The organism is Haemophilus parainfluenzae, assembly GCF_900450995.1.
In the GTDB taxonomy this organism is placed as follows: Bacteria; Pseudomonadota; Gammaproteobacteria; order Enterobacterales; family Pasteurellaceae; genus Haemophilus_D; species Haemophilus_D parainfluenzae_O.
Genome location: NZ_UGHY01000002.1, coordinates 1,259,079 through 1,281,891 on the forward strand (window position 1 = coordinate 1,259,079; position 22,813 = coordinate 1,281,891).

19 protein-coding genes and 2 pseudogenes are annotated in these 22,813 nt (G+C 43.1%); 17 read left to right on the forward strand and 4 right to left on the reverse strand.

The window, feature by feature from the left end:
* The first annotated feature begins 245 nt into the window (after nucleotides 1-245).
* The 7 genes from glpA to DX522_RS06470 all read left to right on the forward strand — a co-directional run bounded on the left by glpA (nucleotide 246) and on the right by DX522_RS06470 (nucleotide 10,628).
* Nucleotides 246-1,937, forward strand: coding sequence for an anaerobic glycerol-3-phosphate dehydrogenase subunit A (gene glpA, locus DX522_RS06440; RefSeq protein WP_115180206.1), 1,692 nt, complete (start codon nucleotides 246-248; stop codon nucleotides 1,935-1,937).
* Nucleotides 1,927-3,216: a glycerol-3-phosphate dehydrogenase subunit GlpB gene (gene glpB, locus DX522_RS06445; protein ID WP_115180207.1), complete on the forward strand. Its 1,290-nt coding sequence runs from the start codon at nucleotides 1,927-1,929 to the stop codon at nucleotides 3,214-3,216. Before glpA ends, glpB begins: the two co-directional genes overlap by 11 nt.
* A 9-nt stretch (nucleotides 3,217-3,225) precedes the next feature.
* A complete protein-coding gene (glpC, locus tag DX522_RS06450; protein ID WP_115180208.1) occupies nucleotides 3,226-4,500 on the forward strand; it encodes an anaerobic glycerol-3-phosphate dehydrogenase subunit GlpC in 1,275 nt (424 codons plus the stop codon).
* 223 nt (nucleotides 4,501-4,723) lie between these two features.
* Nucleotides 4,724-5,488: an ABC transporter ATP-binding protein gene (locus tag DX522_RS06455; RefSeq protein ID WP_115180209.1), complete on the forward strand. Its 765-nt coding sequence runs from the start codon at nucleotides 4,724-4,726 to the stop codon at nucleotides 5,486-5,488.
* Between the two features lies 1 nt (nucleotide 5,489).
* Nucleotides 5,490-6,374 (forward strand): iron-siderophore ABC transporter substrate-binding protein, encoded by an 885-nt coding sequence (locus DX522_RS06460; RefSeq protein ID WP_115180210.1) that lies wholly within the window; start codon nucleotides 5,490-5,492, stop codon nucleotides 6,372-6,374.
* A complete protein-coding gene (fhuB, locus tag DX522_RS06465; protein ID WP_115180211.1) occupies nucleotides 6,368-8,338 on the forward strand; it encodes a Fe(3+)-hydroxamate ABC transporter permease FhuB in 1,971 nt (656 codons plus the stop codon). Before DX522_RS06460 ends, fhuB begins: the two co-directional genes overlap by 7 nt.
* Nucleotides 8,339-8,456: 118 nt before the next feature.
* The gene (locus DX522_RS06470; protein WP_115180212.1) at nucleotides 8,457-10,628 is read left to right on the forward strand and encodes a TonB-dependent receptor; all 2,172 of its coding nucleotides are present in this window, start codon (nucleotides 8,457-8,459) and stop codon (nucleotides 10,626-10,628) included.
* A gap of 102 nt (nucleotides 10,629-10,730) precedes the next feature.
* On the opposite strand, the gene asnA is transcribed toward DX522_RS06470, so the two are convergent.
* On the reverse strand, nucleotides 10,731-11,723 hold the full coding sequence (gene asnA, locus DX522_RS06475; RefSeq protein ID WP_115180213.1) for an aspartate--ammonia ligase: 993 nt from the start codon (nucleotides 11,721-11,723) through the stop codon (nucleotides 10,731-10,733).
* Between the two features lie 156 nt (nucleotides 11,724-11,879).
* Between asnA and asnC the strand changes: the two genes are divergently transcribed.
* Nucleotides 11,880-12,332, forward strand: coding sequence for a transcriptional regulator AsnC (gene asnC / locus DX522_RS06480; RefSeq protein WP_075876149.1), 453 nt, complete (start codon nucleotides 11,880-11,882; stop codon nucleotides 12,330-12,332).
* Nucleotides 12,333-12,384: 52 nt separating this feature from the next.
* Here the strand turns inward: asnC and DX522_RS06485 are convergent, their stop codons facing one another.
* A complete protein-coding gene (locus DX522_RS06485) occupies nucleotides 12,385-13,680 on the reverse strand; it encodes an NAD(P)/FAD-dependent oxidoreductase (RefSeq protein WP_115180214.1) in 1,296 nt (431 codons plus the stop codon).
* Between the two features lie 182 nt (nucleotides 13,681-13,862).
* On the opposite strand from DX522_RS06485, the gene DX522_RS06490 reads away from it, so the two are divergent.
* The gene (locus DX522_RS06490; RefSeq protein ID WP_410002741.1) at nucleotides 13,863-14,894 is read left to right on the forward strand and encodes an extracellular solute-binding protein; all 1,032 of its coding nucleotides are present in this window, start codon (nucleotides 13,863-13,865) and stop codon (nucleotides 14,892-14,894) included.
* A gap of 125 nt (nucleotides 14,895-15,019) precedes the next feature.
* Here the strand turns inward: DX522_RS06490 and purB are convergent.
* Nucleotides 15,020-16,386 (reverse strand): annotated as a pseudogene (purB, locus tag DX522_RS06495) (adenylosuccinate lyase).
* A gap of 16 nt (nucleotides 16,387-16,402) precedes the next feature.
* Entirely contained in the window at nucleotides 16,403-17,026 is a 624-nt protein-coding gene (gene hflD / locus DX522_RS06500; protein ID WP_115180894.1) for a high frequency lysogenization protein HflD, read from the reverse strand.
* A gap of 140 nt (nucleotides 17,027-17,166) precedes the next feature.
* Here hflD and trpS point away from each other — a divergent pair, with 140 nt between their 5' ends.
* The 8 genes and pseudogenes from trpS to DX522_RS06540 all read left to right on the forward strand — a co-directional run bounded on the left by trpS (nucleotide 17,167) and on the right by DX522_RS06540 (nucleotide 22,792).
* Nucleotides 17,167-18,171, forward strand: a complete 1,005-nt coding sequence (gene trpS, locus DX522_RS06505; RefSeq protein WP_115180215.1) for a tryptophan--tRNA ligase — start codon at nucleotides 17,167-17,169, stop codon at nucleotides 18,169-18,171.
* Between the two features lie 54 nt (nucleotides 18,172-18,225).
* Nucleotides 18,226-18,516, forward strand: a complete 291-nt coding sequence (locus DX522_RS06510; protein WP_049369748.1) for a YfcZ/YiiS family protein — start codon at nucleotides 18,226-18,228, stop codon at nucleotides 18,514-18,516.
* A 32-nt stretch (nucleotides 18,517-18,548) separates the two neighbouring features.
* Entirely contained in the window at nucleotides 18,549-19,337 is a 789-nt protein-coding gene (locus DX522_RS06515; protein ID WP_115180216.1) for a 4Fe-4S cluster-binding domain-containing protein, read from the forward strand.
* 106 nt (nucleotides 19,338-19,443) lie between these two features.
* Entirely contained in the window at nucleotides 19,444-20,691 is a 1,248-nt protein-coding gene (locus DX522_RS06520) for a NupC/NupG family nucleoside CNT transporter (RefSeq protein WP_115180217.1), read from the forward strand.
* 128 nt (nucleotides 20,692-20,819) lie between these two features.
* Nucleotides 20,820-21,536: a purine-nucleoside phosphorylase gene (deoD, locus tag DX522_RS06525; RefSeq protein ID WP_049362431.1), complete on the forward strand. Its 717-nt coding sequence runs from the start codon at nucleotides 20,820-20,822 to the stop codon at nucleotides 21,534-21,536.
* An 80-nt stretch (nucleotides 21,537-21,616) separates the two neighbouring features.
* Nucleotides 21,617-21,990: pseudogene (locus DX522_RS06530) on the forward strand (transposase).
* Entirely contained in the window at nucleotides 21,987-22,289 is a 303-nt protein-coding gene (locus DX522_RS06535) for an IS3 family transposase (RefSeq protein WP_262054175.1), read from the forward strand. The pseudogene DX522_RS06530 and the gene DX522_RS06535 overlap by 4 nt, the downstream one beginning before the upstream one ends.
* Nucleotides 22,283-22,792 carry an IS3 family transposase gene (locus tag DX522_RS06540; RefSeq protein ID WP_262054176.1) on the forward strand — a complete coding sequence of 170 codons (510 nt, stop codon included), beginning with the start codon at nucleotides 22,283-22,285 and terminating at the stop codon, nucleotides 22,790-22,792. The genes DX522_RS06535 and DX522_RS06540 overlap by 7 nt, the downstream gene beginning before the upstream one ends.
* Nucleotides 22,793-22,813: the final 21 nt, after the last annotated feature.

A 22,813-nucleotide genomic window follows, 5' to 3' on the forward strand; every position in this document is an offset into this window, starting at 1 on the left:
GGGATAGCGTGCATGATAAAATAAAAATAGAAATTAAAAAGAGAAATAATTCAAAAATGTGATGTATTTCACAAAAAAAATTTTAACAAATGAGCGAATACGAAAATTGCGTGATCTATATCACAAAACAGTTTTCTTTTTCGCTCAAAATGTTGTGAATTTAATTGCTCTCCCATACAATAGCAGCAGACTTCGTAACAGTTTTTACGTTTCTTTTAATTAATATTTTGGCTTTGGGGGTAACAATGGGATTATCGCCTAATATGTATCGTGATGTGGGGGATTTTTCACCTATCTCGACGGATGTGATTATCATTGGTGGTGGTGCAACAGGTGCGGGGATTGCTCGTGACTGTGCATTGCGTGGAATTAACTGTATTTTATTAGAGCGTCGTGATATTGCGACAGGTGCAACAGGTCGTAACCACGGTTTGTTACATAGTGGTGCGCGTTATGCCGTAAACGATCAGGAATCAGCAGAAGAATGTATTAAAGAAAATAAAATTCTGCGCAATATCGCCCGTCACTGTGTGGATGAAACAGAAGGTTTATTTATCACCTTACCTGAAGATTCCCTTGATTATCAAAAAACGTTCATCGAAAGTTGTACCAAATCCGGTATTGAAGCCGTCGCCATTGATCCTAAACTTGCCCAGATTATGGAACCATCAGTAAACCCTGATTTAGTTGGTGCCGTTGTTGTGCCAGATGGTTCAATCGATCCTTTCCGTTTAACAGCCTCAAACGTGATGGATGCTACCGAAAATGGCGCGAAAATGTTCACTTATTGCGAAGTGAAAAACTTAATTCGCGAAGGGGGCAAAGTAATCGGTGTGGATGTTTACGATCACAAAAATCGTGTAAACCGTAAATTCTTTGCGCCATTAGTCGTTAATGCAGGTGGTATTTGGGGACAAGGCATTGCAGAATATGCGGACCTTAAAATTAAAATGTTCCCAGCCAAAGGCGCATTACTTGTCATGGGGCACCGTATCAATAAAATGGTGATTAACCGTTGTCGTAAACCGGCGGATGCGGATATTCTTGTACCGGGTGATACTATTTGCGTTATCGGTACAACCTCTAGTCGTATTCCTTACGATCAAATTGATAACATGGAAGTCACCCCAGAAGAAGTGGATATTCTTTTCCGTGAAGGGGAAAAACTCGCACCAAGCTTGCGTCATACTCGCGTATTACGTGCTTATGCAGGTGTTCGTCCATTGGTGGCGACGGATGATGATCCATCTGGTCGTAACGTAAGCCGTGGTATCGTGTTACTTGACCACGCAGAACGTGATGGCTTAGACGGCTTTATTACTATCACTGGCGGTAAATTAATGACTTATCGCTTAATGGCTGAATGGGCAACGGATCTCGTTTGTAAAAAACTCAATAAAACAGCACGTTGTACGACTGCAGAGCGTCCATTGCCAGGTTCAACCGAAAGCCGTGCAGAAACCAATCAGAAAGTCATTTCACTTCCAAGTACGATTCGTTATTCAGCCGTGTATCGTCATGGATCCCGTGCTACCCGTTTATTAGATAAAGAACGTCTCGATCGTTCAATGGTGTGCGAATGTGAAGCGGTGACAGCGGGTGAAGTACGTTATGCTGTTGATGAATTAAACGTCAATAACTTAGTAGATTTACGTCGTCGTACTCGTGTGGGTATGGGGACTTGCCAAGCTGAGCTTTGTGCGTGCCGTGCGGCGGGCTTAATGAACCGTTTTGAAGTGGCAACACCTCGCCAATCCACCACACAATTGACTTCTTTCATGGAAGAGCGTTGGCGCGGTATTGAGCCTATTGCATGGGGCGAAGCGATTCGTGAAGCCGAATTTACTTCATGGATGTATGGCAGTGTGTTGGGCTTAAATGATGTTCAACCGCTTGAAACTGACAAACAGCAAGGGACGGATAACAATGAATTTTGATGTAGTGATTATTGGTGGTGGCCTTGCAGGTTTAACTTGCGGCATCACCCTACAAGAACAAGGCAAACGTTGTGTCATTATTAATAACGGTCAAGCGGCGATTGATTTTGCATCTGGCTCCTTGGATTTATTAAGCCGTTTACCAAATGGCGCGTTTGTTAAAAATATTCCTGATAATTTGACCGCACTTTCCGCTCAATTACCACAACACCCTTATAGCATTATGGGAGCTGAACGCGTATTAGCAAAAGCGCAAGATTTCGAAAAATTAGCGGAATCGTTAAATTTAGATTTAATTGGCTCAAGTGCAGAAAATCATCTTCGCGTAACGGGTTTAGGTAGCTTACGTGGTGCATGGCTTTCACCAAATAGTGTACCAACTGTACAAGGCGACACACCATTTCCGTATAAAAAAATTGCGGTTTTAGGCATTGAAGGCTATCACGATTTCCAACCAGAATTATTGGCGGATAACCTTACGCTCAATCCACAATTTGCCCATTGTGAAGTGAAAACGGGCTTTTTAAATATTCCTGAATTGGATCAGTTACGTGCAAATTCGCGCGAATTCCGCAGTGTAAATATTGCACAAGTTTTAGAATATAAACTGAAATTTGATGATCTGGTGGCTGAAATGAAAGAAGCCGCGAAAGGCACCGAAGCGATTTTCTTACCAGCTTGTTTCGGTCTAGAAAATCAAGAGTTTATGGAGTCACTTCGCAAAGCAACCGGCTTGCCATTATTTGAATTACCAACTTTACCGCCTTCTTTATTAGGTATGCGTCAACGTATTCAATTACGCCATCGTTTTGAGAAATTAGGCGGACTTATGATGAATGGTGATAGTGCATTAAAAGCGCATTTTGATGGAAGCAAAGTTCGCGCCATTCAAACTCGCTTGCACGAAGAGGAAGAAATCACGGCAGAGCATTTCGTATTAGCGTCAGGCAGCTTCTTCAGTAAAGGTTTAGTCTCTGAATTCGATAAAATCTACGAGCCCGTATTTCATTCTGACATCATCGGTGTGGAAGGCTTTAAAGATACTGATCGTTTTACTTGGACAGATCATCGTTTCTCAAATCCACAACCGTATCAATCTGCGGGTGTGGCGATCAATGCTCAATGCCAAGTACAAAAGAGCGGTCAATTTTTAACGAATTTATATGCAGTGGGTAATGTGATTGGTGGTTTCAATGCGTTAGAACTCGGTTGTGGTTCAGGCGTGGCAGTGGTAACAGCGCTTGCTGTTGCGGATGAAATTCTTCACAACACACATTAAGGAGGTGTTATGAACATTCAACAATTAATTGAAAATGCAAAACAATCCCTTAATGCACCACAACATCATCATGCCTTTGATGAAAGTTTTGAGAGCTGTATTAAATGTACGGCGTGTACGGCAGTATGTCCTGTTTCGCGTCAAAATCCAAACTATCCAGGTCCAAAACAATCGGGTCCAGATGGTGAGCGTCTACGCTTAAAATCAGCCGAGCTTTATGATGAAGCATTAAAATACTGTACCAACTGTAAACGTTGTGAAATTGCGTGTCCGTCTGATGTAAAAATTGGTGACATTATTGTTCGTGCAAGAAACAAATACCTTGCTCAACAACACAAGCCAGCAGTGCAAAAATTACGTGATGCAATTTTAAGTAATACCGATATTATGGGGTCACTTAACACGCCACTAGCCCCAATTGTGAACACAATTACGGGTTTGAAAGCGACAAAATTTGTGTTGGAAAAAGCGTTAAAAATCAGCCGTCATCGTACGTTACCAAAATATTCCTTTGGTACGTTCCGCAGCTGGTATATGAAAAAAATGGTGGAAAGCCAACAAAAATTCGAACGCAAAGTGGCGTATTATCACGGTTGTTATGTGAACTACAATAACCCACAATTGGGTAAAGAATTTATTCAAGTGTTCAATGCTATGGATATTGGCGTGGTGTTATTGGAAAAAGAAAAATGCTGCGGCTTGCCATTAAGCGTAAACCAATTCCCAGAGAGAGCGAAGAAAATCGCACAATTTAACACCGATTACATCAGCAAAATGGTGGATGAAAATGGCTTAGATGTGATCAGTGAGGCATCAAGTTGTTCCCTAAATTTACGTGATGAATATCATCATATTTTAGGTATCGACAATGCGAAAGTTCGTCCACATATTCACATGGTGACACCATTCTTATATCAACTCTTTAAAGAAGGTAAAACCTTACCGCTTAAACCATTGAAATTGCGTGTGGCTTATCACACCGCATGTCACGTGGATAAAGCAGGTTGGGCGCCATACACCTTGGAAGTGTTAAAACAAATTCCAGGTTTAGAAGTGGTGATGTTACCATCACAATGTTGTGGTATTGCAGGAACATACGGTTTCAAAGAAGAAAACTACGAGGTTTCGCAAGCCATAGGGAAAACACTGTTTGATAACATCAATGCAGGCGGATTTGATTATGTGATTTCTGAATGTCAAACTTGTAAATGGCAGATCGATATGTCATCTAACGTGACTTGTATCCATCCATTGACGTTATTGTGTATGTCGATGAATCAATAATCGAATCACAAATTTCACCCGCCTACTAGAACAAAAGGCATAGTAGATAAAATGACTTATGATTTTCTCTACTATGCCTTTCAAAAGTGTCCTTAAAAACGCCCGCGAAAACAATCGCACTTTACCCGCCTGAAACAATTCAGTGTTTAAATTGAAATGAAAATCGTTTTCATATAAAATTGCGTGACTTTTGACAACCGACTAAATAAGCTGTGGTGAAACCGTGTTCCGACTTGATCAGATTTCTTTTCGCATTCCGCAGCGTACCTTGCTCTTCCCCACTTCATTAACGTTTGATGCCGGCAAGGTGTACGGTTTGATCGGGCATAACGGTTCCGGCAAATCCACCTTAATCAAATTAATGGCGCGTCAGACCCAACTGTCCGGCGGTTCGATTTTGTTGGACGGCAAAGATATTGCGCACTGGAACCAACGAGAATTTGCCAAACGGGTCGCCTATCTGCCGCAACATCTGCCCGCCACCACCAATTTAACCGCGCGCGAATTAATCGGCATGGGACGTTATGCGTGGAACGGGCTATTCGGACGCCAAACGGCGGCGGATAAACAGGCGATCGCCGAAGCGTTGCGCCTGACCCACACGGAAAAATTCGCCGATCAGCTGGTGGATACGCTGTCCGGCGGCGAACGGTCGCGCATTTGGCTCGCCATGCTGTTGGCGCAGCAAAGCCGTTTTCTGCTGTTGGACGAACCGCTCGCCGCGTTGGATATTGCGCACCAAGTGGAAGTTATGCAGTTAGTGCATCAATTAAGTCGCGATTTGGGGTTGGGCGTGGTGATCGTGATTCACGACATCAATCTGGCGGCGCGTTTTTGCGATCATTTGGTGGCGCTGCACAGCGGCAAACTGCTGGCGCAGGGCGACGCGCAGCAAATCGTCAACCCGCCGTCGTTGGAGGCGATTTACGGCATTCGGCTGAACGTGATCCCGCACCCACAAACCCAACGTCCGGTGAGTTTTTATTAAAATGCGTAAATTATTAAAAACACTGCTCGGAATGACCGCACTTTTAGCGCACAGCGTGCTATTTGCCGCGTCGCATAACGGCTACGCCACGGTGGATTGGACGGTGGCGGAAACCCTCATTGCATTGGGCGAACCGCCGCTCGCGGTGGGCGATATGCAAAGTTATCAAACTTGGGTCAAGCAACCCGAATTGCCGAAAACTACCGTCGATTTAGGCGTTCGTTTACAGCCGAATTTAGAACTTATCGCCACTTTGTCACATTCTGCCGATGACCTGAATTTAGTTTTCATTAACAGCAATTTTTATGCGTCACTCAATAATTTACTGCGTCCTTATGCGCAAGTGCATAACGTAGATTTTTATCAGGCGGGCGACGCGTGGCAAAACGTGCTGAGCGCCACCCGAACTATCGGGCAAATTATCGGCAAACCGCAGGCAGTGCAACAACTGCTGGCGCAATATGAACAAGACGTGCAACGGCTGAAAACAGAATTAAGCGCCTTTACCGCTCGCCCGCTCGCCTTGCTGCAATTTATCGATACCCGTCACCTGCGCATTTACGGCGAAAACAGTCTGTTCGGCGCGGTGGCGAAACAACTCGGCTTCCGCAACGCCTATCTGCCGGAGGTGAATTACTGGGGTTTTCAGAATATCGACATCACCGAACTCGCCAAACTGCCGCCGAACACTCGTTTTGTGATCGTCAAACCTTATCCCGCCAACATTGCCAGCGCGCTCACGCATAATACGCTGTGGCAACATTTGCCGATGACCAGAGAAGCGTTGATTCTGCCGGCGGTGTGGTCGTTCGGCGCGATTCCATCGGCACTGCGTTTCGCCCATGTGTTCGCCGATGGCTTACTGCACGGAGGTGACGCATGGTAAACCGCGCCGCATTATTGATTGTCGTGTTGAGCGTGATTTTCGTCGCGCTCGGCGCATTCTTACTGCACCTGCAACTGCCGCCCGACGCGGCACTGACCGATTTATTGCGCGCCGGCGATTCGCTGCCGTTATTGTTGGTGCAAAGCTATACTCTGCCGCGCATTAGCATCGCGTTACTCGCCGGCGGCGGGCTGGCGTTCGCCGCGTTATTGTTGCAACAAGTGATGAGAAATCCGCTCGCCTCCGACAACACCCTCGGTATCAGCGGCGGCGCGCAGTTCGGGCTGTTTTTAAGCGCTATTTTCGCGCCGCAGTTATTGGAATACGGCAGCGGCTTAATCGCGTTGCTCGGCGCGAGCTTGAGTTTATTGTTGGTGATGAGCTTGTCGCTGCGCAAAACCATGTCGCCGTTATTGTTAATTTTGGCGGGCTTGGTGGTTAATTTATATTTCGGCGCGTTCACCGGCATGATGATGTTATTTTATCCGGAAGAATCGCGCGGCTTGGCGCAATGGGGCGCCGGCTCGTTGGTGCAGGAAAGCTGGCGAGACAGCCAGTGGCTGCTGGCGCAAAGTGCGATCGGTTTTTGCCTTGTTTTTTCATTTATCCGCCCGCTCACCATTCTGACCTTGAACGATAGCAACGCGCAGAGCCTCGGCGTGCCGGTGGGCAAATTGCGCCTGTTTGCGGTGATCGTCAGCGCGTATTTAATCGCCGCCGTGGTCAGTGCGGTGGGTATGCTCGGTTTCATCGGCTTGGCGGCGGCAACCATTGTGCGACAGCTCGGCGTGCGAACTTTAGCATGGCAGTTAATTTCGGCATTTTTGGTGGGCGCGTTGTTATTGGCGATCACCGATTTATTGCTACAACTACTTAATTTTTATACGCAACTCAGTTTCCCGACCGGCGCCGTCACCGCCTTATTAGGCACGCCGTTATTGCTGTGGCTGATGTTCCGCGCGTTGCCGCACAGCGGACGGCTAACCGGCGAGGAACGGAAAAAACAACGCCGATTTCGACTGTACTTTACTTGGCTGCTGATTATGCTGTTCGCCGTCAGTTTGTGGCTGGCGCTGAATGTAGGCAAAAGCGCGTTCGATCAGTGGTCGGTGCTGGATTTCAATCACCCGTTTGCGCCGGAAATCCTCAATCTGCGCTATCCGCGCATTTTAATCGCGCTGTGCGCCGGCATTTTGCTGTCCGTTGCCGGCGTGTTATTGCAGCGCCTGACCTTAAACCCAATGGCAAGCCCGGAATTATTGGGCGTGTCTTCCGGCGCGAGTATGGGGATTTTGCTGCTATTGTTCGTGTTTTCCGCCCAGCAGCCGCTGTGGTTCTGGCTGGCGGGCATCGGCGGCGCGCTGGTCGCCCTGTTGATTTTATCCGCGATTAATCGCCACAACGGTATGTTGCCGGAAAAAGTGTTGCTGACTGGTATCAGTTTGTCCGCGCTGTTCGACACCTTACAACGGATTGTGATTGCCAGTGGCGATCCACGCGCCAATCAACTGATCGCGTGGACTTCCGGCTCGACGCAAAACACCACGCCGGAACTTGCCGTGCCGTTTATGGGGTTGAGCCTTGTTCTGCTGGCGGGCAGTTTATTGTTCAGCCGTTGGCTGGAATTGTTGAGCCTGCAAGCGCCAATGGCGCAGGCTTTAGGCTTGAACTTAAAACGTGCGCGCCTGCTGCTGATTTTATTCAGCGCCGTGCTGACCGCACTTGCCACGCTGATGATCGGTCCGTTAAGTTTTATCGGGTTGCTAGTGCCGCATCTGACTTATTCCTTAGGCGTGCACAAAGCCAAGGCGCAACTGCTGATTTCCGCTTTGTTAGGCGGCACGATTATGTTGCTGGCGGATTGGTTCGGGCGGCAAATTTTGTTTCCGTACGAAATTCCAGCGGGCTTGGTCGCCACCCTACTCGGCGGTACTTATTTCTTGTTCATGCTGCGGAAAATTTAATCCGCCGCAGGAATTTTTATGGTAAACCCGTTCTGCGCCAAAGGCACAACGCGGCTTGCCGAAAATGTAAATGTAGTTTGACGACTACGCAATTTAACCTTTATTTAGGAGCATTTTTATGCAAAAAACCTTTATGCGCACCATGATCGCAAGTGCAGTGCTTTTTGCGCTTAATTTCGCTTATGCGCAAGAATCAACCCAAAGCGAACAATTGGAGACGATCGAAATCAGTGCGGACGCTTCCTATGACGGCTTAAGCAAAGAATTTGCCGGCGGACAGGTTGCCGCCGGAAGCCGTGTCGGTATTTTAGGCAACAAAGCCAATTTGGAAAATCCGTACTCGACGACCAGCTACACCAATAAATTCATTCAGGACAAACAAGCCCGCAGCGTGGCGGACGTGCTCAAAAACGATCCGACCGTTCGGGTGGCGCGCGGCTTTGGTAATTTTCAGGAAGCCTATTTTATGCGCGGTTTCATTACCAACTCCGATGACATTTTATATAACGGCTTATACGGCTTATTACCGCGCCAATATATCGCCTCCGAAATGTTCGAGCGGGTTGACGTGCAACGCGGCGCGTCGGCATTCTTAAACGGCATGGCGCCGGGTGGCGGCTCTATCGGCGGCACGATTGCCTTAATGCCGAAACGTGCACCGCAAGAAGATTTAAACCGTTTAAACATCGGTTACAGTTCCAGTGAACGCACCAACGTCGGCGCGGATATTTCCCGTCGTTTCGGTGATAACAAAGAATTCGGCGTGCGTTTAAATGTGGCGCATACGGAAGGCGAAAGCGAAATTGATCACGACAATGCGCGTAATACCGTGTTCCACCTCGGCTTGGACTGGAAAGGTGAACAAGCCCGCGTATCCGCCGACTTAGGCTATCAAAAAAATAATCTGAGCGGCACACGCCCAAGCGTCACCTTATTCGGTGTCAGCAGCGTACCGGCGGCACCAAAAGCCACCTCAAACTGGGCGCAACGCTGGACTTATTCCGACGAACGCGACGTATTCGGTACTGTGCGGGCAGAATATGATTTCCTACCGAACTTAACTGGCTATGCCGCTTACGGTTTCCGCGACGGTAAAGAAGAAAACGTATTAGCCAATCTTACCGTGCAAAATGTAAACGGTGACGGCAAGGAATATCGTTTTGACAATGCGCGTCGCAATATTATCCATACCGGCGAAGTGGGCGTAAAAGGTTCCTTTGCAACCGGTGCGGTAGATCATGAAGTTGTGCTTGCCGCCAATCGTTATCAGGAAAAACGCAAAAATGCCTATGTCATGGACTGGCAGAATACTTTTGCCACCAATTTATATCGTCCGACTTACATTAACGGCATTAGCTATTCCGCCAATGCGCTAAAAGGTAACGATCTTGCTTCGCCGGCATTGACCAACCGCGTTGTCTTAAACAGCGTGGCGCTTGCCGATACGCTATCGTTCTTGGATAAAACTTTACAAGTCACCCTTGGCGCACGTTGGCAACAGCTTTATACGCAAAACTTCGCTTATAATACCGGCGCGTTGAATCAACGTTATAAAGAAGCGCACGTCAGCCCGAGCCTCGGCGTAGTTTACCGTTTCACGCCGGAAATATCCGCGTATGCCAACTACATTGAAAGTTTGGCGCAAGGCGAAACCGCACCGTCAACCGCACGCAACAAAGGCGATATGCTCAGCCCGTACGTTTCCAAACAGAAAGAAGTCGGCGTGAAATATGAATCGCAAAGCGGTTTCGGCGCAAGTTTAGCCTTGTTCTCAACGGAAAAACCGCGCGGTTATGTAGATGAAAATCTGATTTTCAGCGAAAAAGGGAAAGATCGTCACAACGGCGCTGAAATCAATGTGTACGGTCAAGTAATCGACAATGTACGCTTGTTAGGCGGCGCCACTTTCTTACACGCTAAACAACGCAACACCGGTTCTGCCGATACGGACGACAAATACACTATCGGCGTACCGAAATTCCAAGCCAACCTCGGCGCAGAATGGGACGTTCCGGCATTGCAAGGTTTAACCTTAGAATCCCGTCTGACTTACACCGGATCCAGCTACGCCAATGCGCAAAACACACTTAAAGTGGGCGACTGGACGCGCGTGGATGTCGGCGCACGCTATATCGTGATGTTGGGCAACACGCCGGTAACCTTGCGCGCCCGCATTGACAATTTGGCGAATAAAAAATACTGGGAATCCGTCGGCGGCTATCTGGGTCGAGGCTACCTTGTATCCGGCGCACCGCGCACATTCTCATTCAACGCATCATTTGATTTCTAAGCAAAAGGGTCGGTTAAAACCGACCCTTATTATTTTTATCAAATGAAGGAATGTTGAAAAAAACGTTGGAAAAATGACCGCACTTTTTATTTTCTCTTTCGATTAAAGAATATGTTGATATTGTTCTAACATTTCTTTTGGCCATACACTTGATTGCACTTCACCAATGTGTTTTTTGTGAAGTAAAAACATAGCCATACGAGATTGACCGATACCACCACCGATGGTGAGAGGTAATTTGCCGTTTAATAAATCTTGGTGCCAATCCATTTTTAAGCGATCTTCATCACCGGTTAAGCCAACTTGTAAACGTAATGCTGATTCATCCACACGAATACCCATTGAAGAAAGCTCAAACGCTTTACCTAACTCAGCGTTCCACACCAAAATATCACCGTTTAAGCCTTTGTAGCCGTTTTCAGATTCAGTTGTCCAGTCATCATAGTCTGGTGCACGACCATCATGTGGTTTACCGTCTGATAATTTGCCACCAATACCGATTAAGAACACGGCGCCATATTCTTTACAAATCGCATTTTCACGCTCTTTGCTTGAAAGATCTGGGTAGCGTTTCACTAAATCCTCACTGTGAACGAAGGTGATTTCTTTTGGTAAGCTTGATGGGATATCAAAACGAGCTTCTACTGCTAATTCAGTTAAACGGATTGCACGATAGATAGAACGTACAGTTTCTTTTAAATAAGCAAAGTTACGACGACCTTCAGGAATCACTTTTTCCCAGTCCCATTGATCCACATAAACAGAGTGAGTTGGATCCAATGAATCTTCATCTGGACGTAATGCTTTCATGTGCACAAATAAGCCTTCGCCTTCTTTAAAGTGGAAACGTGCTAAAGTGTGACGTTTCCATTTTGCTAATGAGTGAACCACTTCATAAACCGCATTTGGGATGCATTTCACGTTTACTTGAACCGCTTTCTCAATGCCTGATAAGTTATCTTGCATACCGTTGCCAACTTCACTAAGAATTGGACCTTGTACTTCGATAATGCCAAGTTGTTCAATCAAGTTTTGAGTAAAGGTGTTCTTCACAAAGCTGATTTCTTGTTGTTGTAAAATAAACGTCTTTTTCATATTTATCCTTCTTTTTATAATAACTGATAAGATTTGTTGTGCATTATTCAATAAAATTGTAATTTATTTCAAGTAATTTCTTTACATTGTTTTAAATGTTGAATATTATCAAAAATAAAGAAGATATTTTAAAAAAGATCTAATAAGGAGTGTTTTATGAACAATATCGATATACTCGATCGCCAAATTCTCCGTGTACTGACTAAAGATGCTCGTACACCTTATGCAGAAATGGCGAAAAACTTTGGGGTGAGCCCAGGGACGATTCATGTCCGCGTAGAGAAAATGCGTCAGTCTGGTCTGATTGAAGGGACAAAAGCGATTATTGATGAGCGTAAGCTGGGTTACGATGTGTGCTGCTTTATTGGCATTATTTTGAAAAGTGCAAAAGATTATGAAAAAGTGATTAAAAAGCTTGATACCTTTGATGAAGTAGTGGAGGCCTATTACACCACAGGAAATTATTCTATTTTTATTAAAGTGATGACACACACGATTGCTGAATTACATTCCGTGCTGGCGACTAAGATCCAGTTAATTGATGAAATTCAATCAACGGAAACCTTGATTTCGATGCAAAACCCTATTTTACGAGATATTAAACCTTAAATGTCATTGAAACAATAAGGGCGTGTATTAAACACGCCTTTTGTTTTTTTAATTAACGATAACGATCGAGGAATTTGTAATAGAGTACGCCGATCTTGGTGGCTAAGTTTTTAAGATATTTTCCACCATAAAATGAAGGCACTTTTAATCCTTCAAAAATTTTTAAACGTTCGTCATTGCCTAGGATTGCTTCTGCAATAATGCGTCCAGCAAGTCCAGTGAGAGCGACTCCATGTCCAGAATAGCCTTGTGCAAAATAAATATGTGGTGAAATGCGACCAAAATGTGGGCTTGCGTTGAGTGTCATATCAATCGGTCCTGCCCAGCCATAGTCAATTTTGACGTTTTCCAATTGCGGGAAAACATGCAACATATTGCGACGCATAATTTGCACCATGTCTTTTTCTGAGCTCGAGTCACTACCAAATAACAAACGGTTATCCGCACTCAAACGATAATAATCGAGCAAGATATTGTTATCGCAAACAGACATGCCGTTATTGATCACGGAATCCGCTGTGGCTTGATCTAGGGGGTCGGTCGCAATAATAAAGCTCTCGACTGGTAAGATTTTACGATTAATGCCGTGATGAATGGATTTCGGTAGTGCATCAATATAAGCGTTGGTGGCTAAAATAACGTCTCGAGAAATGACCGCACTTTTATCGGTTTTGACTTCAATGCAGCCTGATTTTTCGACTAAATCCACAACGGGAGATTGTTCATAAATCTGCACGCCTAAATCTAAGCAGGCTTTTGCTAAACCTAAGCAATAATTTAATGGGTGTAAGTGGCCTGAGTTGCTATCGTATAAACCGCCTACATAAATATCACTGCCTAGATGTTGTTTAAGCTTGGCTTTATCCCAAAGTTGCATTTTGTCATAGCCAAAAGTCGCGTGGCTGGCTTTTTCCATTTCAATGAGATCGTCCATACGACGTTCATTTAACGCCAATGTGGCATAACCTTTTTTCCAATCACATTGAATACCATATTTCGCAATACGTTCATCAATAATATCAATGGCTTCCAGCGACATATCCCAAAGTTTTTTCGCTTTATCAAAGCCCACTTGAGCAATATATTCGTCAATGCCTTCTTCAAAACCGTTGATAGCTTGGCCGCCACTTCTCCCTGAAGCACCAAATCCCACTCTGGCACCTTCTAACACAATGACTTTCTTGCCTTTTTCTGCTAATTCAAGGGCAGCGGATAAACCGAAAAAACCCGCCCCAATAACGCAAACATCCGCTTCTTCTTGCTGAGTGAGAGGCGGTAGTTCGAAAGTTTGGTTTCGACTGTCGAAATAATAAGATTTGATATGTTCTTGATGAGCAAATTCGAGCATGATTGATGCCTAATTAACATAAAATTGAAATTGAGGGAATCTTACCCTGATGGGAAAATATGTCAAACCTTTTGCTAAAAAGGTGCTATACTCCCCAAGTTTATACAAGTAAACGATTACTTAAGGTTTATTTTGATTGTCCTGAGGAGGTCAATAAATTGAAAAAAAATGCTGTTCAATACATCAAATCACTTTGTCTTTCTGCCGTTGCATTTGCTGCAACTTCTGCTGCACTTGCTGCTGAAAAACTGTATGTTTACAACTGGACTGACTATGTGCCATCAAATTTGGTTGCAGAATTTACCAAAGAAACGGGCATTGAAGTGATTTATTCTACGTTTGAAAGTAATGAAGAAATGTATGCTAAATTGAAGCTGACCTCTAGCACAGGCAGTGGTTATGATTTAGTTTTCCCATCAAGCTATTACGTCAATAAAATGGCGAAAGAAAATATGTTACAAGAGCTTGATCACAGCAAATTAAGTAATTTTAAACAAATTCCGGCAAACTTATTAAACAAGGAATTTGACCCAAATAACAAATATTCTTTGCCTTATGTTTATGGCTTAACTGGTATCGGCGTGAATGCGGATGATATTGATCCAAGTAAAATCACAAGCTGGGCTGACTTATGGAACCCAGAATTTAAAGGCAAAGTATTATTAACCAGTGATGCGCGTGAAGTATTCCATATTGCATTGATATTAGATGGAAAATCACCAAACACCACGAATGAAGAAGAGATTAAAGCGGCTTATGAGCGCTTAGTTAAATTGTTACCAAATGTGGTGACCTTTAACTCTGACTCGCCAGAAGTACCGTTTGTTCAAGGTGAAGCCTCTATTGGTATGTTATGGAATGGTTCGGCTTATTTAGCACACAAAGAAAATCCAAGTATCCAATTTGTGTATCCAAAAGAAGGCGCGATTTTCTGGATGGATAACTACGCGATTCCCAAAGGTGCGAAAAATACAGAAGGCGCTTATAAATTTATCGACTTCTTACTTCGTCCTGAAAATGCGAAATTAGTCGTTGAGAAAATGGGCTTCTCTATGCCAAATGAAGGCGTGAAATCATTACTTTCACCTGAAATGGCGAATAACCCAACCTTATTCCCATCTGCTGAGAACATTGAAAAAGGCATTATGCAAGGCGATGTGGGTGAAGCAGTGGATATTTACGAAAAATATTGGAATAAATTAAAAACGAATTAAACTTGCTTTAAAAGAATTGAGCCCAGTGCAATACCGAGCTCAATATTTAAGTTAACTAACCTGTCCAACTTTTGGGGGGCAGATCACTTTGATTTTTTAGGGCATGAAAAGTGCCCTTTTATTTCTTAAAGTTTTTCCACTAACTCAATGGCTGCACCGATGTAGGTGGCAGGGGTAAGTTGTTGTAAACGCGCTTTTTCATCTGCAGGGATATCCAGTTTCTCGATGAATTCACGCATTGCTTTTTCATCAACGCGTTTACCGCGGGTGAGTTCTTTTAATTTTTCGTATGGTTTTTCAATACCATAGCGACGCATCACCGTTTGAATTGGCTCAGCTAAAACTTCCCAGTTTTGGTTGAGTTCATCACGGAGATGTTGTTCGTTCACTTCTAATTTGCTGATACCTTTACGGGTTGAAGCATACGCAATTAAACAATAACCTAAACCCACACCTAAGTTACGTAATACAGTAGAGTCGGTTAAATCACGTTGCCAGCGAGAAATCGGTAATTTTTGGGCAAGGTGAGTCATCACAGCATTGGCTAAACCTAAGTTACCTTCTGAGTTTTCGAAGTCGATAGGATTCACTTTATGCGGCATGGTGGATGAACCAATTTCACCCGCGATAGTGCGTTGTTTAAAGTGATTTAATGCAATGTAGCCCCATAAATCACGGTCGAAGTCGATGATGATGGTATTAAAACGTACCACGACATCAAAGTATTCAGCAATGTAATCGTGAGGTTCAATTTGTGTGGTGTATGGGTTCCAATCTAAACCTAATGAGGTGACAAACTCTTCGCTAAATTTGTGCCAGTTAATATTTGGATAGGCGGATAAATGCGCATTGTAGTTACCCACGGCACCGTTGATTTTACCCAAGATTTCATTTTGTTGGAGTTGTTTGAGTTGGCGTTTTAAACGGTAAACCACGTTTGCCATTTCTTTACCTACAGTACTAGGAGAGGCGGGTTGGCCGTGTGTACGAGAAAGTAATGGGATAGTTTTATATTCGTTCGCTAAACGGGTGATTTCATTAATCAGTTTTTGCCATTCAGGTAAGATTACTTCTTCACGTGCTGTTTTTAACATCAAGGCATGAGAAAGGTTGTTAATATCTTCTGAGGTACAAGCAAAGTGAATAAATTCAGAGACTTTGGCTAATTCTGGTAAGGCTTCACTTTTTTCTTTTAAGAAATACTCAACCGCTTTAACGTCATGATTCGTAGTGCGCTCAATTTCTTTAATACGTTCAGCATCTTGAAGACCGAACTCTTCCACAATTTTATTAAGGTAATCGTTTGCTTCTTTAGACAAAGAAGAAACTTCTTGGATTTCAGCGGTCGCCGCCAATTTTTGTAACCAACGTACTTCCACGGTGACACGGAATTTGAGCAAGCCAAATTCACTAAAAATACCACGCAATGTGGTGGCTTTATCTTGATAACGACCGTCAATCGGGAAAGAGCGGTTAATGCGGAAAGTTGCATAAGAGTTCTCCAAGGATTAATTTAAAGTTGAGTAGAGTTGTCGCGCCGCTTGCACTAATTTTTTACGATGAAACAACAGTTGCCATTTTCTGCCGCCGACTTGACGCCACAAGACGGCAGAACGAATGCCGGCAAGTAAACACGCACGAATTTTGTCTTGCACGTTTTGTTGCTGTAAATGATATACCGAACCAATAATATGAATGCGTTTGCCTAAAGGACTAATTGTATCGATATAAATGTTTGCCATGATAGAAAACATCTCATCATCAAATTGATTGTCGTGATAAGCAAGTTGCTCAGGTAAACGCGCAATTCTGCGGCCAAGTTCTTGTTTGATTTCAGGTTGCTTGTTTAATCTGCTCTCTAACGCTAACAGGCTACCCCAATAATTCAATAAATTTTTGTCATTTAATTGGGTCAGTTGCTCAATAAGTGTGTTTAATCCCACTTTAAGATGTTGAACATCACCGCCAAATACGGCTAATGTATCTTCAGGTTGAGTGATGAGAAGAGAATGAATGGTAATTTGGAATGCATCTTGATCATCAACTTCGCCTTTTTGTGCTAATTGACTGATTAATAAGACTGATTGACAAACACCGGCAAGAGCCAGAGCCATATCATTATAATTTTTCATTGAGATTATAAATTGTGAGCTGCAGAAATTTTGGGCGTAATATAGCATTTTTACACATTGTTTTGAACTCAATCATTAAAAAACGCCCCATCTTTTGTTATCATAGCGCCAATTCAGTTTACAGAATGAAAGGATAACTAATGACAAAACCAATTGTATTCAGTGGCGTGCAGCCTTCCGGCGAATTAACTATCGGAAATTATTTAGGTGCACTTCGCAACTGGGTGAAAATGCAAGAAGATTATGAGTGTATTTTCTGCGTGGTGGATTTACACGCCATCACTGTACGGCAAGATCCTGCAGCACTTCGCAAAGCCACCCTTGATGTACTCGCCCTTTACTTGGCTTGTGGCATTGACCCGAATAAAAGTACGATCTTCGTGCAATCTCATGTACCAGAACATACTCAACTAAGCTGGGTGTTAAACTGCTACACCTATTTTGGTGAAATGAGCCGTATGACGCAATTTAAAGATAAATCAGCACGTTATGCCGAAAATATTAACGTAGGTTTATTTGACTATCCAGTTTTAATGGCGGCAGATATCTTACTTTATCAAGCGAAAAGTGTGCCAGTAGGGGATGATCAAAAACAACATTTAGAAATCACTCGTGATATAGCTGCTCGTTTTAATGCCCTTTACGGTGATATTTTCACGATCCCTGAAATCTTCTTAGGCAAAGCGGGTGCGCGTATTATGTCTTTGCAAGATCCTGATAAAAAAATGTCAAAATCCGATGATAATCGTAATAATGTGGTGACTTTGCTTGAAGATCCAAAATCGGTGGCGAAAAAAATCAAACGTGCGGTAACAGATTCTGATGAACCACCTGTTGTACGTTATGATGTGCAAAATAAAGCGGGTGTATCTAACTTATTGGATATTCTTTCTGCAGTAACTGATAAATCTGTGGCTGAACTTGAAAAAGAATTTGAAGGCAAAATGTACGGCCACTTAAAAACAGCCGTTGCAGATGAAGTATCAAACTTACTTGCCGGTTTACAAGAACGTTTCTATCAATATCGTAATGATGAAGCACTTTTAGACGAGATTTTACGTCAAGGTGCGGAAAAAGCCCGTGCAAGAGCGAAAGAAACCCTTGATAAAGTATACGAAGCCGTCGGCTTTGTTGCAGCAAAATAATTTTAAACTTAATAAGCCGTGTTCTGTCACGGCTTTTTAGATAAGGAGAAAAAGATGGCCATTCAAACTGAAAAACCAATCGAATGCGTAGGTTGTAATACTTTCGATATGAAATCATTGTTTGATAACAGCGATTGTAGTTTACCTATCGAACAGTTTTACGCGACTCGTCAAGATGCAGAAGGCGCATTGGAATATTTCACGTTAAAAGCACGTGATGTCGAAAGTGAACCTTGTCAAATTCAGTCTGAAATTCAACAGGTTGAAGAGGGATATGTACTTAAAGCGGTTTTCACATTCTGCTGCCAAGCGGAATTAGTGATTTTCCAAATGAAACTTTCGTAAGTGATGGATTACTCTAGAAAACAGCATTTTTTGTGACCGCACTTTCTAATATTTATGTTCCCCTGCATCGTATTATTCCTTTTTCTAATGTAGAAGGGCAGGGGAATCGCACCAGTATTTTCTTACAAGGCTGTAAGTTAAACTGCCTTTATTGCCATAATCCAGAAACGATTCCCCGTTATGCAGAGGGGGCTCATCAAGTCAGTCTACAGTATTTGTATGAGCAAGTGATGGATGCAGTACCTTTCATTCGTGGTGTGACGGTTTCAGGCGGGGAACCCAGCATTCACCATAAAAAGCTCGTACCATTGTTTCAAAAACTACGTGAGGAAGGGCTAACTTGCTATTTAGATAGCAGTGGTTTCTTTGAGTTTGAGGCAGTTCGACCTTTAATTGATGTGACAGACAAATTTCTCTTTGACCTGAAAGGAGAAGGGCTTGGCTTACAAAGTTTGTGCTTTGATAGACAAAATCGCCAAGGCATTGTCCCTCAAAACATCATTCCTACTCATCAACATATCAAGCAAGAAAATTTAGATCGCAATTTGAAGAACTTGGCGCAACTTTTGCCATTAAATAAAGTGGAAGAAGTGCGGTTAGTTTATGTGGCGAATTTTTTTGATGCTGAACAGTTGGTGGAAAAAGTCGCTTCCTTATTGAAAGATTATCCGGATGTTTTGTTCAAAATTATCCGAATGCACACAAAAGGTGCGCGCGATGCCGAAGGGCTAACACCTTATGTCCCAACCGTTGAGCAAACGCAAGCGCTTGAAAACTACGCGAAATTTTGTGGTCTGACCAAAATCATGACCATTTTATAAGCAAACATATCGAAAAGTATCAAAAATATTCCGACTTTTTACTGAAAAACAAGTAGAATAGGACAATTTTATTCACTTACTTATCTAACCAACCTAGGGGAAAAAAATGGGTATTTTAGGTAGCGTTTTAGGCATTGTCGTATTACTGATCATTGCCGTATTATTTTCAAATAATCGTAAGGCGATTAATTTACGTACTGTGTTAGGGGCTTTGGCGATCCAAATCGGATTTGCGGCCCTTATTTTGTATGTGCCGTTTGGTCGAGATGCATTACAAGCGACAGCAAATGGTGTGTCAAATGTTATTGCCTATGGTAATGAAGGGATTAACTTCGTCTTTGGTGGCTTAGCGGATCCTTCAAATGTCGGCTTTATCTTTGCAGTGAAAGTTTTACCAATCATCGTCTTTTTCTCCGGTTTAATTTCTGTGCTTTATTACTTAGGCATCATGCAAGTCGTCATCAAAGTGATTGGTGGTGCATTACAAGCAGCATTAGGTACATCAAAAGCAGAATCTATGTCTGCTGCAGCGAACATCTTCGTAGGTCAAACAGAAGCACCGTTAGTGGTTCGTCCTTACATTAAAAACATGACCCAATCTGAATTATTCGCCATCATGGCGGGTGGTACAGCCTCTATCGCGGGTTCAGTAATGGCGGGTTACGCAGGAATGGGCGTGCCGTTGACTTACTTAATCGCAGCATCTTTCATGGCTGCACCAGCAGGTTTATTATTTGCGAAAATTTTATTCCCACAAACTGAACAATTTAACGATAAACAACCTGAAACGGATGATAGCGAAAAACCGACTAACGTGCTTGAAGCAATGGCAGGCGGTGCGAGTGCCGGTATGCAATTAGCGTTAAACGTAGGTGCAATGTTAATCGCATTCGTGGGTTTAATCGCTTTAATTAATGGTATCTTAGGTGGCGTAGGCGGTTGGTTCGGTTACGGTGATTTAACGTTACAATCAATCTTTGGTTGGATCTTCAAACCATTAGCCTACTTAATCGGTGTATCTTGGGATGAATCTGCAATTGCGGGTCAAATGATTGGTATGAAATTAGCCGTGAACGAATTCGTAGGTTACTTAGAGTTCGCGAAATATTTACAACCGGACGCTGCAGTTGTGTTAAGTGAAAAAACTAAGGCAATCATCACTTTCGCATTATGTGGCTTCGCTAACTTCAGCTCTATCGCAATCTTAATCGGTGGTATCGGTGGTATGGCACCAAATCGTCGTGGTGATGTGGCTCGCTTAGGTTTAAAAGCAGTTGTTGCAGGTACATTAGCTAACTTAATGAGTGCAACTATCGCAGGTTTATTCATCGAGTTAAGCGGCGTAGCAATGTAATTAAAATGTGGTGAAATTTGACCGCACTTTATCTCTCAACACCACGAATTATTCGTGGTGTTGTACTTTAAAGCAGGCGAAAACGTTTGCTTAAATGATTTTTTATTTATCAACAAGAGGAAAAAACAATGACTCCACATATTAACGCTCCTGAAGGCGCATTTGCAGATGTTGTATTAATGCCAGGCGATCCGCTTCGTGCAAAATATATTGCTGAAACATTCTTAGAAGATGCGAAAGAAGTGACTAACGTTCGCAATATGTTGGGTTATACCGGTACTTATAAAGGTCGTCGTATCTCTGTTATGGGTCACGGTATGGGTATCCCATCTTGCTCAATTTATGCGAAAGAATTAATTACTGAATACGGTGTGAAGAAAATCATCCGTGTTGGTTCTTGTGGCGCTGTACGTATGGATGTTAAAGTACGTGATGTCATCATCGGCCTTGGTGCATGTACCGATTCAAAAGTAAACCGTATTCGTTTCAAAGATAACGATTTTGCTGCGATTGCTGATTTTGATATGGCACAAGCTGCGGTTCAAGCAGCAAAAGAAAAAGGTAAACAAGTTCGCGTAGGGAATCTCTTCTCTGCAGACTTATTCTACACGCCAGATTTCGACATGTTTGATGTGATGGAAAAATATGGCATCTTAGGCGTAGAAATGGAAGCAGCGGGTATCTATGGTGTAGCAGCAGAATATGGTGCAAAAGCACTTTGTATTTGTACCGTTTCAGACCATATTCGTACACACGAGCAAACCACTGCAGAAGAACGTCAATTAACCTTCAATGATATGATTGAGATTGCGTTAGAGTCTGTATTAATTGGTGATAACGCATAATCTGTCTGATTGATAGAATAAAAGAGCGGTCAATTTGATCTGCACCCCAAAACCTGGACACCTAATTTGAGGTGCAGATTATGTCCTACTCGTATCAATTTCGTTTGAAAATTATCAAACTCGTCACCGAACAGGATTATGGTATCCGTGAGATGGCTAAACTTCATAAAATTTCCCATGCTATTGTTATTTTTGGCTAAAAGCATTTCGGGAAAGAGGGCTTGATGGCGTAAAATCGCCTTATAAAAACCTTCAAACACCGAAAATAGCGAAGCCAAAGATGAAAAAGAAAGACATTGAAATTCCAGAAACCACAGACTTTTCACCTAAAGCGTTTAAAAAGTTACAACGAGAGCTCGCCTTGGCTCGTGCGGAGATTGCTTACCTAAAGGAGTTGGAGAAGCTCGACCGTCAAAAACAACGACAGAAAAAAGAAAAATCATTGAAAGATTGAAGCCGGACCATGCGTTAAATGATTTACTTCATGTGGCTAAAATGCCTCGCTCAAGCTTTTACTATAAAGAGACTAAGCGAAATTATCACGAGGTAAAAGAGGCTATCTTATCGCTGTATAAAAAGAACAGAAAACGAGATGGTTATCGCCCCATGACGTTTAAATTACGCCAAATGGGTTTTAATTTGAATCATAAAACGGTGTTAAAGCTAATGAACGAGTTAGGTATTCATTCCATTTTACGCAAGAAAAGACATGGAAAACGAGGAAAAACATCGCATATTGCCCGAATTTGCTGAATCGTGATTTTACAGTAACGGCACTCAATCAAAAATGGGTAACCGATGTTACCGAGTTTCAGGTTGGGCAAGAGAAGCTCTATTTTTCACCGTTGATGGACTTGGCTAACCGAGAAATTATTGCCTATAACTTTGCGACACGCCCAAAGTTTTCATTGGTAAAAAAGATGTTAGAACAAGGGCTTAGTCGGCTTAAACCGACAGAATGCCCGATTATTCATAGCGACCAAGGTGTATTGTATGGCACGGAGGAATGGGTAAAAATGTTGGAGGGTAAAGCGGTGCAAAGTATGAGCCGCCGAGGAAATTGCTATGATAATGCGGTGATTGAAAGCTTTTTTGCGATATTAAAATCAGAGTGTTTTTACTCTCGGACTTATCATTCAATTGCTGAATTAAAGGCTGAAATTGAAGAATATTTAGTGTATTACAACCAAAAACGCATTAAACTTGCTTTCAAAGGATTGAGCCCAGTACAATACCGAGCTCAATATTTAAGTTAACTAACCTGTCCAACTTTTTTG

Coding starts and splice junctions, on each gene's coding strand:
- glpA (WP_115180206.1), top strand. CDS start 246: ATGGGATTATCGCCTAATATGTATCGTGATGTGGGGGATTTTTCACCT.
- DX522_RS06485 (WP_115180214.1), bottom strand. CDS start 13,680: ATGCTCGAATTTGCTCATCAAGAACATATCAAATCTTATTATTTCGAC.
- hflD (WP_115180894.1), bottom strand. CDS start 17,026: ATGAAAAATTATAATGATATGGCTCTGGCTCTTGCCGGTGTTTGTCAA.
- glpC (WP_115180208.1), top strand. CDS start 3,226: ATGAACATTCAACAATTAATTGAAAATGCAAAACAATCCCTTAATGCA.
- DX522_RS06520 (WP_115180217.1), top strand. CDS start 19,444: ATGGGTATTTTAGGTAGCGTTTTAGGCATTGTCGTATTACTGATCATT.
- trpS (WP_115180215.1), top strand. CDS start 17,167: ATGACAAAACCAATTGTATTCAGTGGCGTGCAGCCTTCCGGCGAATTA.
- DX522_RS06460 (WP_115180210.1), top strand. CDS start 5,490: ATGCGTAAATTATTAAAAACACTGCTCGGAATGACCGCACTTTTAGCG.
- DX522_RS06470 (WP_115180212.1), top strand. CDS start 8,457: ATGCAAAAAACCTTTATGCGCACCATGATCGCAAGTGCAGTGCTTTTT.
- asnC (WP_075876149.1), top strand. CDS start 11,880: ATGAACAATATCGATATACTCGATCGCCAAATTCTCCGTGTACTGACT.
- glpB (WP_115180207.1), top strand. CDS start 1,927: ATGAATTTTGATGTAGTGATTATTGGTGGTGGCCTTGCAGGTTTAACT.
- DX522_RS06510 (WP_049369748.1), top strand. CDS start 18,226: ATGGCCATTCAAACTGAAAAACCAATCGAATGCGTAGGTTGTAATACT.
- deoD (WP_049362431.1), top strand. CDS start 20,820: ATGACTCCACATATTAACGCTCCTGAAGGCGCATTTGCAGATGTTGTA.
- fhuB (WP_115180211.1), top strand. CDS start 6,368: ATGGTAAACCGCGCCGCATTATTGATTGTCGTGTTGAGCGTGATTTTC.
- asnA (WP_115180213.1), bottom strand. CDS start 11,723: ATGAAAAAGACGTTTATTTTACAACAACAAGAAATCAGCTTTGTGAAG.